Below are 14954 nucleotides of genomic sequence, written 5' to 3' on the forward strand. Positions count from 1 at the left end.
CCCCTCGCGTCCACGCGGCGGAGCCGCGCGATGTCACGGCCCCGCGCCCCTGCCGGGGCGCGGGGCACCGGTCGTCCTATTCCTTGGCCGCCTTGGCGATCTCCCAGAAGCGGAAGACCGTGGAGGCGTCGAGGGTCCACTGGAGACCGGAGATCCGGTCGCTCGCCACCGCGTACTGCTTGCCCTGCCACAGCGGCAGGATCGGCAGGTCCTGGGCGACGGTGCTCTGGACCTTGGCGAAGTCGCCGACGGTCGCGGTGCGGGTGCCCTCGGCCGCGGTGGCCAGGATGCGGCTGTTGATGTCCTTCGAGTCGTAGTTGTTCGACAGGACGTTGTTCTCACCGAAGAACGGCGCGGTGAAGTTGTCGGGGTCCGGGTAGTCGGGGATCCAGCCCTTGACGTAGACGCCGTACTTGCCGGCCTCGATGCCCTGCTCGTACTCCTCCTGCGGGACGCTCTTGACGTCCACCTCGAAGAGGTTGCTCTTGTTGAGCTGCCTGGCGATCTCCTCGAGCTCGGGCACGGTGCCCGGGCCGTAGCGGATCGGCGTGGCCCAGAGGGTGAGCTTGACCTTGCCCTTGATGTCGCCGGCGCTGAGGGCGGCGGCGGCCTTGTCGGGCTGCGGCCGGTCGCCGTAGAGGTCGAAGAACGGCGTCTTGTGACCGGCGATACCGGCCGGGACGATGGAGTACAGCGGCTCGGCCGTGCGCTTGTAGACGTCGCGCACGAGCGCGCTGCGGTCGACCAGATAGGCGATCGCCTTGCGGACGGCGGGCTTGCCGACCACCGGGTCCTTGGTGTTGAAGACCAGGTGCTGGACCTCGGCACTGGTGCCCTCGACGACATTGAGCTTCGTCTTGCCGCCGTCGGCGGCGTCCAGGTCGGCCAGGTCCTTCATGGCCAGACCTCGGTAGGCGATGTCGACGCTGCCCTTCTGGACCGCGGTCTTCAGCTCCCCCTGGTCGCCGTGGAAGAACTTCATCGTCACGCCGCGGTTCTGCACCGCGCCGACCGAGCCCTTGTACGAGGAGTTGACCGAGAAGACGGCCTGCTTCTTGTCGAAGGAGTCCAGCTTGTAGACGCCGGAGCCGACGGCCTTGCCGTCGGTGCGCAGCCGGTCGGCGGGGTATTCCTGGTGGTCGACGATGGAGCCGGCACCGGAGGCGATCTTCTGCGGGAAGGTGGCGTCGGACCGGTTCAGGTGGAAGACGACCGTGGACTTGTCCGGGGTCTTGATGTCCTGGATCGAGGACAGCAGCGAGTCCGCCGGACCCTTCTTGTCATGGATCTTCAGGGTGCGGCGGAAGGAGAAGGCGACGTCCTCGGAGGTGAGGTCGTGGCCGTTGCTGAACTTCAGACCGTCCTTCAGCTTGCACTGGAAGGTCTTGCTCGTGTCGTCCTGGAACTTGCAGCTGTCGGCGGCCTCCGGCTGGGGAGTGGTGCTCCCCTTGGGGAAGCTCAGCAGCGACTGGAAGACGTTGTTGAACAGCAGCCAGGTACCCGGGTCGTAGCCGGATGCGGGGTCGGTGGTCACGACTTCGTCGGACATCCCCATGACCACCGACTCACCGGTGCCGCCCGCCTTGCCGTCTTCCGAACCGCACCCGGTGAGCAGGGCGGCGGCCAGCCCCGCGCCGAGCGGGGCGGCAAGCCACTGGTCACGTTTCCTCACGTGCACGTTCCTCACAGTTTCCTTGATCGTCTGAAGAGATCTTCGGCAGAACCGGTCTGACGAGCCTGTTGCCTCACACGCCGCGGCCCAGCTCCCACGGCTGCAGCTCGGAGGCGGAGTTGAGCGCCCACTCGGCACCGGTGACGTTGTCCCGGGCCGCCACGTACTGCTTCCCCTGCCACAGCGGCAGCACCGGCACATCGTCGGCGACGATGTCCTGGGCCTGCTGGAAGAACTTGGCCGCGGACTCGCGCTGCGGGGTCTCGCGGGAGTCGGGGATCAGCTGGTTGGTGATCTTGGTGTTCTGGTAGGGGGAGCGGAGGAAGTTGTCCTTGCCGAAGAACGGCGCGACGAAGTTGTCCGGGTCCGGGAAGTCGGGGAACCAGCCCATGCCGTAGACGGCGTACTTGCCCTTCGCGGCCTCCGGGCGGAAGTCCGCCCACTTCACGCCCTGGATCCTGGCGTTGAACAGCTGGCTGTCGTTGAGCTGCTTCTGGAGCGTCTTGAACGCCTTGCCGGTCGCCTCACCGTAGTGGTCGTCGGTGTAGGTGAGGGTCAGCGGCACCGGGGTGCTGATGTTCGCGGCCCGCAGGATCGAGCGGGCCTTGTCGACGCTCGGGTCCCCGTACTTGTTGGAGAAGGAGTTCTGGTGGCTGGTGATGCCGCTGGGGACGACCGAGTACAGCGGGTCGTTGGTCCGCGCGTAGTCGTCGCGGGACAGCGCCTGGCGGTCGACCAGCTGGGCCATCGCCTGGCGCACGGCCTTGTTCTTCACCGTGGGGTCGTCGGTGTTGAAGGCGAGGAAGCTGATCTCCTGGCCCGGCGCCTCCAGCAGCTTGACGCCCTTGGCCGTGGTGCCGCCCAGCCGGCTGAGCTGCTCCGGCGACAGGGTGCGGTTCATCATGTCGATGTCGCCGCCCTTGAGCGCCTTCTCCATCGACTTCGAGTCGTCGTAGAACCGCAGCTCGTACTTGTCGTTCTGCAGCTCCACCGAACCCTGATAGCCGGAGTTCTTGGTGAAGACGGCCTTGACGACCCGGCCGTCCTTCTCGTCCGTCTTCAGGGTGTACGGGCCGGAGCCGACGACCTTGAAGCCGGAGTTGAGCTGGTCCTTGGAATAGACCTCGCTGTCGACGATGGCCGCGGCCGGGGTGGCGAGCTTCTGCGGGAAGGTCGCGTCGGGCGTCTTCAGCGAGAAGACGACCTCGCGCTCGCTGGGCGTCTCGACCTTGTCGATGTTGCTGAGCAGCGAGACCGGGCCGTTCTCGAAGTTGATGGTGCGGGCGCGCTCGATGGAGAACTTGACGTCCTCGGAGGTGAGCGCGTGCCCGTTGGAGAACTTGAGCCCGCTGCGCAGCGTGCAGCGGAACTGCTCGTTCTTGCGGTCCCCGAAGGAGCACTTCTCGGCCGCGTCGCCGACCGGGTTGGAGCCGGAGCGGGGCAGGCGCAGCAGGGTCTGGAAGGTGCTGTGCAGGACGTTCCACGCGCTGATGTCGTACGCGGCGGCCGGGTCGAAGGGCGCCGGGTCGTCCGTCGTCTCCTCGAAGCGGTCGGTCGTGCCGACGACGATGGCGCCGTTGCCCTTTCCGGCTCCGGAGCTCCCGCCACAGGCGACGAGCACGGGGGCCAGCAGGGCTGCCACGGTCGGCAGCACCAACGTCTTGCGGTTCATTGTGCGGGGTTCTCCCTGTGGTGCGTTCGGTTCCCGGGACGATACCGACGGCGGTCGCGTCGGCCCATGGGCAGCCGTGAAGTTCTCGCGAAGAGATTAGTGCGCGGTGCCGCGGTAACCGGAACGCGGGGAACTTGATGCGATATCACGCCGGGATAACGACCGGCAGTTCACCGATTTCCGGACGCCGGAACGATTCGCGCACCTGATCATCAATCGGGACACAACGGTGCGCTTCAACCTCGCCCGGGGTACGGGAGAGTGATCGACACCCCACACAACGCCCCTTGACCCGGTGACGAAACTCACTCCGGTGAACTCTGCCGAACTCCGCGGCGCCCAGGGCAATTCGACCACCGCATTCGGCACGGAAAACAATCACCCGGGTGCGGCACGGGGCCGCCGGGCATTCCGGGACACGCTCGGTGCGCGCGTCAGTGCTTTCCGGTCATCAGCCCGTGGAGAAAGCGGAGATCGACTTCCTCCAGGGAACCCACGACCGTGCGCCGGGCGGCCGGCGGGATCGGGGCCACCGACGGCACCGCCACCACCCGGCAGCCGGCCGCCTCCGCGGCCGTCACGCCCGTCATGGTGTCCTCGACGACGGCGCACCGCGCGGGGTCCGCGCCGAGCCGGGCTGCCGCCAGCAGATAGGGGTCGGGGTGCGGCTTCGTCCGCTCCATCTCGTCGCCGGCGAGGGTCAGCGTGAAGTTCTCCGCGCCCAGCGTGTGCAGCACCCGGTCGATGATCTGCCGGTGCGAGGCGGAGACCAGCGCGGTCGGCACGGAGTGGGCGGCGAGCTCGGCGAGCAGCCTGCGGGCGCCCGGCATCAGCGGCACCCCGCGCCCGATCATCTCGGAGAAGCGCGAGTTGAGCAGGGCGGTCAGCTCGGCCAGGGCGATCTTCGCGCCGGTGGCCTGGATGAGGAAGGAGGCGCTGCGCGTCATGGGGCCGCCGACGACGACCGCGCGGTAGTCCTCCAGGAGCCGGTGCCCGAGCTCGGCGAAGACGGCGACCTCGACCTCCCACCAGAAGCCCTCGGTGTCGACCAGGGTGCCGTCCATGTCGAGCAGGACGGCCTGCAGGGCCGACCCGGCGGCGGGACGGGTCTCGACTGCGGGGATGCTGCTGGTCATCCGGGCACACCTCCTGAGGGGACGAGAAGGCCGGTCCGGCCGCACCCCTCGGGGCACGGCCGGACCGGCCTTCACCGGACCGACAAGTGTACGGCGGACCGCCTTCCGCGTCGCTTCGATATCCGGGGGCCGCCGTCGCGCCGGCCGCCCCCGGCACCGGTGGCTCAGCCCTGGCCCTCGGGCCCTTCCGGGTCCTCCTCGGCCGGCTGGCCCCCGTCGCCCTCCTTGGCCGGGGGCCGCGGCGGGCGCGTGCGGCCGCTGGAGGTGTCACGGAGGAAGGAGCCGTCCGTGAGGCCGGGCTCGGCCGCGAGGCCGCCGGGCTGGCCGTCACGGCGGCGCAGATAGCGCTCGAACTCACGAGCGATGGCCTCGCCCGACGCCTCGGGGAGATCGGCCGTGTCCCGCGCCTCCTCCAGCGACTGGACGTACTCCGCGACCTCGCTGTCCTCGGCCGCCAGCTGGTCCACGCCCAGCTGCCAGGCGCGGGCGTCCTCCGCGAGCTCGCCCAGCGGGATCCGCAGGTCGATCAGGTCCTCCAGGCGGTTCAGCAGCGCCAGGGTGGCCTTGGGGTTGGGCGGCTGGGAGACGTAGTGCGGCACGGCCGCCCACAGGCTCACCGCCGGGACGCCCGCGTGCGTGCAGGCTTCCTGGAGAATGCCGACGATGCCGGTCGGGCCCTCGTAGCGGGACTCCTCCAGATCCATGGTGCGGGCCAGGTCGGGGTCGGAGGTGACCCCGCTGACCGGCACCGGCCGGGTGTGCGGGGTGTCGCCGAGCAGCGAGCCCAGCACCACGACGAGCTCCACGCCCAGCTCGTGGGCGAAGCCCAGGATCTCGTTGCAGAACGAGCGCCAGCGCATGCTCGGCTCGATGCCCCGCACCAGGACGAGGTCGCGCGTGGGCCCCTTGCCCTCGCCGCCCGTGCGCACCACGGACAGCCGGGTGGTCGGCCAGGTGACCTTGCGGACTCCCCCGTCCAGCCAGATCGTGGGCCGGTTGACCTGGAAGTCGTAGTAGTCCTCGGCGTCGAGGGCGCCGAAGACCTCCCCCTTCCACTCCCGGTCCAGGTGCGCGACCGCACTGGACGCGGCGTCACCGGCGTCGTTCCAGCCCTCGAAGGCACAGATCATGACCGGGTCGATCAGCTCGGGAACCCCCTCAAGCTCGATCACCCAGCGCCTCCTTCCGACCGGGGCGGACGGGTCCGTACCACCGGTTGCAGTTCCGTGCAGTGTTGTTCGGGGTTGTTCAGGGTTGTTCGGGATCGCGCGGCGTCGTGCGGGATCGTGCCGTGTCGTCCGGAGTGGCCCCCCGCAGCGCGTTCCCTGTCGTGCGACCCCTAAGACTACGACTTCCGCGCCCCCTGTTCGCAGCCCCTGTACGGGCACTTCCTCACCCCCTCGTACCCCGGTCACGCCGGTGTGCACGCACGTGAGGGGAGAGACGGCCGATGGCGTCTCTCCCCTCAGTGGGCGGTGGGGCCTCAGCCCTTGTCGCCCAGCATGTCCTTGACGCGCGCCCGGACGTCCTCGGTGTCGAGGCCGCGGATCGTCAGCGTGGTGCGGCGGCGCAGGACGTCGTCCACCGTCTCCGCCCACTCGTGGTCACGGGCGTAGACGACCTGGGCCCAGATCTCGGGGCCGTCGGGGTGGATGCGCTCGCCGAGCTCCGGGTTCTCGTTGACCAGGCGCGCGATGTCGAAGGACAGCGAGCCGTAGTGCGAGGCCAGGTGGCGGGCGGTCAGCGGGTCCATGCGGGCGCCGGGGTCGCGGTCCACCAGCAGTCGGTGGGCGACCGCGTTGGGGTTGGCGACACCGGGCAGCGGGGTCCGGCGGACGAGGTTGGAGACGGGCTCCATGTCCTCGGTCAGCGGGCTGCCGGGCAGCTTGGCGAGCTTGGCCATGACCGTACGGCCGATGTGGCGGTAGGTGGTCCACTTGCCGCCGGCGACGGAGAGCATGCCGCCCTTGCCCTCGCTGACGACGGTCTCGCGCTTGGCCTGGGCCACGTCCCCGGGGCCGCCGGGCAGCACGCGCAGGCCGGCGAAGGCGTACGTCATCAGGTCGCGGTCGAGGTCCGCGTCCTGGATGGAGAACGCCGCCTCGTCCAGGATCTGCTGGATGTCGGCCTCGGTGGCGCGCACGTCCGCCGGGTCGCCCTCGTACTGGGTGTCGGTGGTGCCCAGCAGGAGCTGGTCCTCCCACGGCAGGGCGAAGGTGATGCGGTACTTGTCGATCGGGGTGGCCATGGCGGCCTTCCAGGGCGACTTGCGCTTCATCACGATGTGCGCGCCCTTGGAGAGGCGGATCGACGGGTCCGCGCCCTTGTCCTCCATCTTGCGGAGGTGGTCGACCCAGGGGCCGGTGGCGTTGAGCACGACGCGCGCGTCGATGCCGAACTCGGCGCCGTCCGTGCGGTCCTTGAGCTCGGCGCCCGTGACCTTGCCGTGGGTGAAGCGCAGGCCGGTGACCTCGGCGTGGTTGAGGACCACGGCACCGGACTCGACGGCGGCGCGGACCGTCATGACGGCGACGCGCGAGTCGTTCATCTGGTGGTCGTAGTAGACCGCCACGGCCTTGAGGTTGTCCGTGCGCAGACCGGGGTTGTCGGCCTTGGCCTTGGCCGGGGAGATCACCTTGCCGACGCCGTCGCCGAAGGCGGACAGCGCGGAGTAGGCGAAGACACCGGCGCCGAGCTTGGCGGCGCCGACCGGGCCGCCCTTGTAGACCGGCAGGTAGAAGGTCAGCGGGTTGACCAGGTGCGGGGCCACGTCCTTGGCCAGCACCCGGCGCTCGTGGTGGTTCTCCGCGACCAGCTTGACCGCGCCGGTCTGCAGGTAGCGCAGACCGCCGTGGACGAGCTTGGAGGAAGCGGAGGAGGTGGCGCCGGCGAAGTCGCCGGCGTCCACCATGGCGACCCGCAGTCCGGCCTGCGCTGCGTGCCAGGCCACCGAGGTGCCCAGGATGCCGCCGCCGATCACCAGGAGGTCGTACGTCGCGTTGGACAGCCGTTCCCGGGTCTCGGCGCGGCCCGGGTTGGCACCGGAGGCCGGGTGCGTTCCCAGGGTCGGAACGCTCTGCGGGGTTGTCATGATTACTCCTCGTCCTCGATCCAGCCCATGGTCCGCTCGACGGCCTTGAGCCAGTTCTTGTACTCGCGGTCACGCGTGTCCGCGTCCATGCGGGGGGTCCACTCGGCGGCCCGGCGCCAGTTGGCGCGCAGGGCGTCGGTGTCCGGCCAGAAGCCGACGGCCAGGCCGGCGGCGTAGGCAGCGCCGAGGCAGGTGGTCTCGGCGACCATCGGGCGCACCACAGGGGCGTCCAGGAAGTCCGAGAGCGTCTGCATCAGCAAGTTGTTGGAGGTCATACCGCCGTCGACCTTGAGCGCGGTGAGCTCGACGCCGGAGTCCTTCGTCATGGCGTCGGTGATCTCGCGGGTCTGCCAGGCGGTGGCCTCGAGCACGGCGCGGGCGATGTGCGCCTTGGTGACGTAGCGGGTCAGGCCCGCGATGACACCGCGCGCGTCGGAGCGCCAGTAGGGGGCGAACAGGCCGGAGAAGGCCGGCACGAAGTAGGCGCCGCCGTTGTCCTCGACGGAGCTGGCGAGCGTCTCGATCTCGGCCGCGCTCTTGATGAGGCCCATCTGGTCGCGCATCCACTGCACGAGGGAGCCGGTGACGGCGATGGAGCCCTCGAGGGCGTAGACCGGCTTCTCGTTCCCGATGCGGTAGCCGACGGTGGTCAGCAGGCCGTTGTAGGACTGGACGGGCTCGTCACCGGTGTTCATCAGCATGAAGGTGCCGGTGCCGTAGGTCGACTTGGCCTCGCCCTGCTCGAAGCAGGTCTGGCCGAAGAGCGCGGCCTGCTGGTCGCCGAGGGCCGAGGCGACGGGCACGCCGTCGAGGGCGCCGCCCTTGGCCGTGCCGTAGACCTCGGCGGAGGAGCGGATCTCGGGCAGCACGGAGCCCGGGATCGCCATGGAGGCGAGGATGCGCTCGTCCCACTCCAGCTTGCGCAGGTTCATCAGCATGGTGCGCGAGGCGTTGGTGACGTCCGTGACGTGGACACCGCCGTCGACACCGCCGGTGAGGTTCCAGATGACCCAGGAGTCCATGGTGCCGAAGAGGATGTCGCCGGCCTCGGCGCGCTCGCGCAGGCCCTCGACGTTGTCCAGCAGCCAGCGGACCTTGGGGCCGGAGAAGTAGGAGGCCAGCGGGAGGCCCGTCTCGCGGCGGAAGCGGTCCTGGCCGACGTTGCGGCCGAGCTCCTTGCAGAGGCCGTCGGTGCGGGTGTCCTGCCAGACGATGGCGTTGTGGACGGGCTCGCCGGTGTTCTTGTCCCACATCAGCGTGGTCTCACGCTGGTTGGTGATGCCGATCGCCTTGACGTCGGCGGCGGTGATGCCCGCCTTCTCGACGGCGCCGGCCACGACCTGCTGGACGTTGGCCCAGATCTCGGTGGCGTCGTGCTCGACCCAGCCCGGCTTCGGGAAGATCTGCTCGTGCTCCTTCTGGTCGACGGAGACGATGCGTCCGTCGCGGTCGAAGACGATGCAGCGGGAGGAGGTGGTGCCCTGGTCGATCGCCGCGATGAACGGGCCCTGGCCGTGGGTGCCGGTGGTGGTCATGTCTGGTGTGCTCCTGGAAGTCTGAAGGTCTCGGCGGGTGCTCAGTACGCGAGCTTGTGGATGCCTGCGGCCAGCGCGGCACCGACGAGCGGGCCGACCACCGGGATCCAGGCGTAGCTCCAGTCGGAGCCGCCCTTGTTCGGCAGCGGCAGCAACGCGTGCACGATACGCGGGCCGAGGTCACGGGCCGGGTTGATCGCGTAGCCCGTCGGGCCGCCGAGCGAGAGGCCGATGCCCACCACGACGAAGGCGGTCATCAGCACGCCGGTGCCGCTGACGGCCAGGCCCTTGGTGAGGCCCTGGGTGAGGATCGCGAGCACGAGCACCGCGGTGGCGATGATCTCCGTGGCGAGGTTCTGCACCACGTTGCGGACCTCGGGTCCGGTGGAGAAGATGCCGAGCACCGGGCCGGCCTTGGGGGCCGCGGTCTGGTCGACCATGCCCTCGTGGGGGTTGAGGCTGCCGACGATCTCCGGGTCGGTGAGGTGGGCCCGGAACTGACCGTAGTACGTGACCCACACCAGGGTGGCGCCGATCATCGCGCCGAGCATCTGGGAGCCGATGTAGAGCGGTACGTCGCTCCACTTGGTGGCGCCGTCGATCGCGAGCCCTATCGTCACGGCGGGGTTGAGGTGCGCGCCGGACGGGTTGGCGATGTACGCCCCCGTCAGCACGGCGAAGCCCCAGCCGAACGTGATGGCGAGCCACCCCGCGTTGAGCGCCTTCGAGCGCTTCAGGGTGACGGCGGCGCACACGCCACCGCCCAGCAAGATGAGCACGGCGGTACCGATGGTCTCGCCGATGAAGATGTCGGAGCTGGACACCCGCGACTCCTTTGTCCTTCGTCCAGGGGAAGGCGAACCCCGGGTCCCTCCGGTGGTCCGCGCCCTCCGAGAGGGCGGTGATCGGTCCCGCGGCAGTGCCCACCATAGCGAATATTGTCGTTAGGTGTTCGACAATGCCGACCGATGAACGGCAGTTTTCTGCACGGTCAAGGGCCCGTCAAGGGTTTCGTGACCGAAAAGTCCGGGCCAAGGGGCCGAAAACATTCGATCGATACCCGTCGGTAACCTAACCGCGACCTAAGGCCCCGATCCCGCCCGGATCCACCCCTCCCCGGAGTCAGAAGCGCCCGGCGCCCAGGTCCCGGGAGACGGCCCGCGCGCAGTCCCGTACGGCCGCGACCAGCTGCGCCCGCAGCTCGCCCTCCTCGCAGACCCGCTCCACGGCACCGGTGATCCCCACCGCGCCCACCGGCATCCGGCGCCGGTCGTGGATGGGGGCGGCCACCGAGGCCACGCCCGCCCAGGTCTCCTCGATGTCCGAGGCCCAGCCCCGGGCCCGGGTGAGGTCGAGCACATTCTCGAAATCGGCCGGCTCGGTCACGGTCCGCGGGGTGAACGCCTCACGGTCGGACTCCGCCACCTCACTGTGCGCCACCGGGTCGTAGGCCGAGAGGACCTTGCCGAGCGCGGTGCTGTGCAGCGGCTGCATCGCGCCGACCTCCAGCACCTGCCTGCTGTCGTCGGGCCGGAAGACGTGATGGATGATCAGCACGCCCTGCTGGTGCAGCACGCCCAGATAGACGCTCTCGCCGCTGGAGCGCGCCAGGTCGTCCGCCCAGACGAGCGCCCGGGCCCGCAACTCGTGCACATCCAGATAGCTGTTCCCCAGCCGGAGCAGCTCCGCGCCGAGCTGATAGCGCCCCGAGGCGGGGTCCTGCTCGACGAAGCCCTCCTGCTGGAGGGTCCGCAGAATGCCGTGCGCGGTCCCCTTCGCGAGCCCCAGCGCGGAGGCCACGTCCGACAGCCCCAGCCGTCGCTCGCCCCCCGCGAGCAGCCGTAGCATCGCCGCCGCCCGTTCGAGCGACTGGATGGTCCGTGCCATCGCGCAACCTCCTCCACATGCCGTTCGGCAATGCTGAACACTATCGGCCGATGCCGACCGAGAGATAGCTGACGGCGGCTCTTCGGATGATCTTCGCGGAGCGAGCGTCCCTGGTCAGGCCGTCAGGATCCCCGTATCAAGCCGTGGGACACCCCTCCCAACGGCGCAGGCGGCAGCTACGCTGACGACGTGCGCCTTCTGCCGGAAGGCGCAAAGCCGACAGCCGTCGCAACCCCGGGAGCACTTCCATGGCCTCGTTCACGCCATCGACCGCGAGCACCGCCCGAGCCTCCGAACTCCGGGAGGCCCTCGCCTCCCGGGTCGTGGTGGCCGACGGAGCCATGGGCACGATGCTCCAGGCGCAGGACCCCAGTCTGGACGACTTCGAGCAGCTCGAAGGCTGCAACGAGATCCTCAACGTCACCCGGCCGGACATCGTGCGCTCGGTGCACGAGGCGTATTTCTCCGTCGGCGTCGACTGCGTGGAGACCAACACCTTCGGCGCGAACCTCGCGGCCCTCGGCGAGTACGACGTCGCCGACCGCATCCTCGAACTCTCCGAGGCGGGCGCGCGCATCGCCCGCGAGGTCGCCGACGACTTCACCGGCCGCGACGGCCGCACCCGCTGGGTGCTCGGCTCGGTCGGCCCGGGCACCAAGCTGCCGACCCTGGGCCACGCCCCGTACGGCAAGCTCCGCGACGCCTATCAGCGCAATGTCGAGGGCCTCGTCGCCGGCGGCGCCGACGCGATCCTGGTCGAGACCACCCAGGACCTGCTCCAGACCAAGGCGTCCGTCGTCGGCGCCCGGCGCGCCCTGGAGGCCGCGGGCGCCGACCTGCCGCTGCTGGTCCAGGTCACCGTCGAGACCACCGGCACCATGCTCCTCGGCTCCGAGATCGGCGCCGCGCTCACCGCGCTGGAGCCGCTGGGCATCGACATGATCGGGCTGAACTGCGCCACCGGCCCGGCCGAGATGAGCGAGCACCTGCGCTATCTGTCCCGGCACGCCCGCACCCGGGTCTCCGCGATGCCCAACGCCGGCCTGCCGGTCCTGGGCAAGGACGGCGCGCACTATCCCCTGACCCCCGCCGAACTGGCCGACGCGCACGAGACGTTCGTCCGGGAGTACGGGCTGTCGCTCGTCGGCGGCTGCTGCGGCACCACGCCGGAGCACCTGCGGCAGGTCGTCGAGCGCGTCCGCGACATGCGGCCCGCCGAGCGCGCGCCCCGCCCCGAGCCCGGCGCCGCCTCGCTCTACCAGACCGTGCCCTTCCGGCAGGACACCTCCTACCTCGCGATCGGCGAGCGGACCAACGCCAACGGCTCGAAGAAGTTCCGCGAGGCGATGCTCGCCGCCCGCTGGGACGACTGCGTGGAGATGGCCCGCGACCAGATCCGCGAGGGCGCGCACATGCTCGACCTGTGCGTCGACTACGTCGGCCGCGACGGCGTCGCCGACATGGAGGAGCTCGCGGGCCGCTTCGCCACCGCCTCCACCCTCCCGATCGTGCTCGACTCCACCGAGGTCGACGTGCTGCGCGCCGGTCTGGAGAAGCTGGGCGGGCGCGCGGTCATCAACTCCGTCAACTACGAGGACGGCGACGGCCCCGAGTCCCGCTTCGCCAAGGTGACGGCCCTGGCCGCCGAGCACGGCGCGGCGCTCATCGCGCTGACCATCGACGAGGACGGCCAGGCACGTACGGTCGAGAACAAGGTCGCCATCGCCGAGCGGATCATCGCGGACCTCACCGGCAACTGGGGCATCCGCGAGTGCGACATCCTCATCGACACCCTGACCTTCACCATCTGCACCGGTCAGGAGGAGTCCCGCAAGGACGGCGTCGCCACCATCGAGGCCATCCGCGAGCTCAAGCGCCGCCACCCGGAGGTGCAGACCACGCTGGGTCTGTCCAACATCTCCTTCGGCCTCAACCCGGCCGCCCGCGTCGTGCTGAACTCCGTCTTCCTCGACGAGTGCGTCAAGGCCGGCCTGGACTCGGCGATCGTGCACGCCAGCAAGATCCTGCCGATCGCGCGCCTGGAGGAGGAGCAGGTCAAGGTCGCCCTCGACCTCATCTACGACCGGCGTGCCGAGGGCTACGACCCCTTGCAGAAGCTCATGGAGCTCTTCGAGGGCGTCAACATGAAGTCCATGAAGGCGGGCAAGGCCGAGGAGCTCCTCGCGCTGCCGCTGGACGAGCGGCTCCAGCGCCGCATCATCGACGGCGAGAAGAACGGCCTGGAGGCCGACCTGGACGAGGCGCTGCGCGAGCGCCCCGCCCTCGACATCGTCAACGACACCCTGCTCGAAGGCATGAAGGTGGTCGGCGAGCTCTTCGGCTCCGGCCAGATGCAGCTGCCGTTCGTCCTCCAGTCGGCCGAGGTCATGAAGTCGGCCGTCGCCTATCTCGAGCCGCACATGGAGAAGTCCGACGCGGCGGGCAAGGGCACGATCGTGCTGGCCACGGTGCGCGGCGACGTCCACGACATCGGCAAGAACCTCGTCGACATCATCCTCTCCAACAACGGCTACAACGTCGTCAACCTCGGCATCAAGCAGCCCGTCTCCGCGATCCTGGAGGCCGCCGAGGAGCACCGGGCCGATGTGATCGGCATGTCCGGGCTCCTGGTGAAGTCCACCGTGATCATGAAGGAGAACCTGGAGGAGCTGAACCAGCGCAAGCTGGCGGCCGACTATCCGGTGATCCTCGGCGGCGCGGCCCTCACCCGCGCCTATGTCGAGCAGGACCTGCACGAGATCTACGAGGGCGAGGTCCGCTACGCCCGTGACGCCTTCGAGGGCCTGCGGCTGATGGACGCGCTGATCGCGGTCAAGCGGGGGGTGCCGGGGGCGACGCTGCCGGAGCTCAAGCAGCGGCGGGTGCCCAAGCGGGAGGCCGCGGCGGCCGTCGTCGAGGAGCCGGAGGGCGCGGTGCGCTCCGACGTGGCCGTGGACAACCGCGTGCCCGAGCCGCCCTTCTGGGGCACCCGCGTCATCAAGGGCATCGGCCTGAAGGACTACGCCTCCTGGCTCGACGAGGGCGCGCTCTTCAAGGGCCAATGGGGGCTCAAGCAGGCCCGCGCGGGCGGCCCGACCTACGAGGAGCTCGTCGAGACCGAGGGCCGGCCGCGGCTGCGCGGCTGGCTGGAGAAGCTCCACACGGAGAACCTCCTCGAAGCGGCCGTCGTCTACGGCTACTTCCCCTGCGTCTCCAAGGGCGACGACCTGATCCTCCTGCACGAGGACGGCACCGAGCGCACCCGCTTCACCTTCCCGCGCCAGCGGCGCGGGCGCCGGCTGTGCCTGGCGGACTTCTTCCGCCCGGAGGAGTCCGGGGAGACCGACGTCGTGGGCCTCCAGGTCGTCACCGTGGGCTCCCGCATCGGCGAGGCCACGGCGGAGCTCTTCGCCGCCGACGCCTACCGCGACTACCTCGAACTGCACGGCCTGTCCGTCCAGTTGGCCGAGGCCCTCGCCGAGTACTGGCACGCCCGCGTCCGCTCCGAGCTCGGCTTCGCGGGTGAGGACCCGGCCGACGTCGAGGACATGTTCGCCCTCAAGTACCGCGGCGCCCGCTTCTCCCTGGGCTACGGCGCCTGCCCCGACCTGGAGGACCGCGGCAAGATCGCCACCCTCCTGGAGCCGGAGCGCATCGGCGTCCACCTCTCGGAGGAGTTCCAGCTGCACCCGGAGCAGTCGACGGACGCGATCGTGATCCACCACCCGGAGGCGAAGTACTTCAACGCTCGGTAGCGGGGCGGGTGTCCGCGGCCGGGGGCCCGGGGGTTGCCCCCGGAACAGCACAGCAACGCTCGGTAGCGGGGCGGGTGTCCGCGGCCGGGGGCCCGGGGGTTGCCCCCGGAACAGCACAGCAACGCTCGGTAGCGGGGCGGGTGTCTACGGCCGGGGCCCGGGGGTTGCCCCCGGGCCCCCGGCCTTCACCGCCTCCCCACTGTGCG

The 14954-nt window shown here is 70.0% G+C and carries 9 protein-coding genes; 1 reads left to right on the top strand and 8 read right to left on the bottom strand.

Features of this window, described 5'->3' with window-relative positions; translation table 11 throughout:
• Positions 1-76: 76 nt before the first annotated feature.
• The 8 genes from ACZ4A5_RS26860 to ACZ4A5_RS26895 form a co-directional block, all read right to left on the bottom strand.
• Positions 77-1672, bottom strand: coding sequence for an ABC transporter substrate-binding protein (locus ACZ4A5_RS26860; protein ID WP_467589469.1), 1596 nt, complete (start codon positions 1670-1672; stop codon positions 77-79).
• Between the two features lie 73 nt (positions 1673-1745).
• Positions 1746-3344, bottom strand: a complete 1599-nt coding sequence (locus tag ACZ4A5_RS26865) for an ABC transporter substrate-binding protein (protein WP_467589472.1) — start codon at positions 3342-3344, stop codon at positions 1746-1748.
• A gap of 434 nt (positions 3345-3778) precedes the next feature.
• Positions 3779-4480 carry an HAD family hydrolase gene (locus ACZ4A5_RS26870; RefSeq protein WP_467589476.1) on the bottom strand — a complete coding sequence of 234 codons (702 nt, stop codon included), beginning with the start codon at positions 4478-4480 and terminating at the stop codon, positions 3779-3781.
• A 164-nt stretch (positions 4481-4644) separates the two neighbouring features.
• The gene (locus tag ACZ4A5_RS26875; RefSeq protein WP_467589479.1) at positions 4645-5652 is read right to left on the bottom strand and encodes a PAC2 family protein; all 1008 of its coding nucleotides are present in this window, start codon (positions 5650-5652) and stop codon (positions 4645-4647) included.
• A 311-nt stretch (positions 5653-5963) separates the two neighbouring features.
• Positions 5964-7571, bottom strand: a complete 1608-nt coding sequence (locus tag ACZ4A5_RS26880; protein ID WP_398872587.1) for a glycerol-3-phosphate dehydrogenase/oxidase — start codon at positions 7569-7571, stop codon at positions 5964-5966.
• Positions 7572-7573: 2 nt separating this feature from the next.
• On the bottom strand, positions 7574-9106 hold the full coding sequence (gene glpK / locus ACZ4A5_RS26885) for a glycerol kinase GlpK (RefSeq protein WP_467589482.1): 1533 nt from the start codon (positions 9104-9106) through the stop codon (positions 7574-7576).
• 41 nt (positions 9107-9147) lie between these two features.
• Positions 9148-9930 carry an MIP/aquaporin family protein gene (locus ACZ4A5_RS26890; protein WP_467589485.1) on the bottom strand — a complete coding sequence of 261 codons (783 nt, stop codon included), beginning with the start codon at positions 9928-9930 and terminating at the stop codon, positions 9148-9150.
• A gap of 298 nt (positions 9931-10228) precedes the next feature.
• Complete coding sequence (locus ACZ4A5_RS26895) at positions 10229-10993, bottom strand: IclR family transcriptional regulator (RefSeq protein WP_467589487.1); 765 nt, start codon at positions 10991-10993, stop codon at positions 10229-10231.
• Between the two features lie 248 nt (positions 10994-11241).
• Here ACZ4A5_RS26895 and metH point away from each other — a divergent pair, with 248 nt between their 5' ends.
• Positions 11242-14748 carry a methionine synthase gene (metH, locus tag ACZ4A5_RS26900; protein ID WP_467589489.1) on the top strand — a complete coding sequence of 1169 codons (3507 nt, stop codon included), beginning with the start codon at positions 11242-11244 and terminating at the stop codon, positions 14746-14748.
• Positions 14749-14954: the final 206 nt, after the last annotated feature.

It is taken from the genome of Streptomyces sp. NPDC025618, from assembly GCF_055558795.1.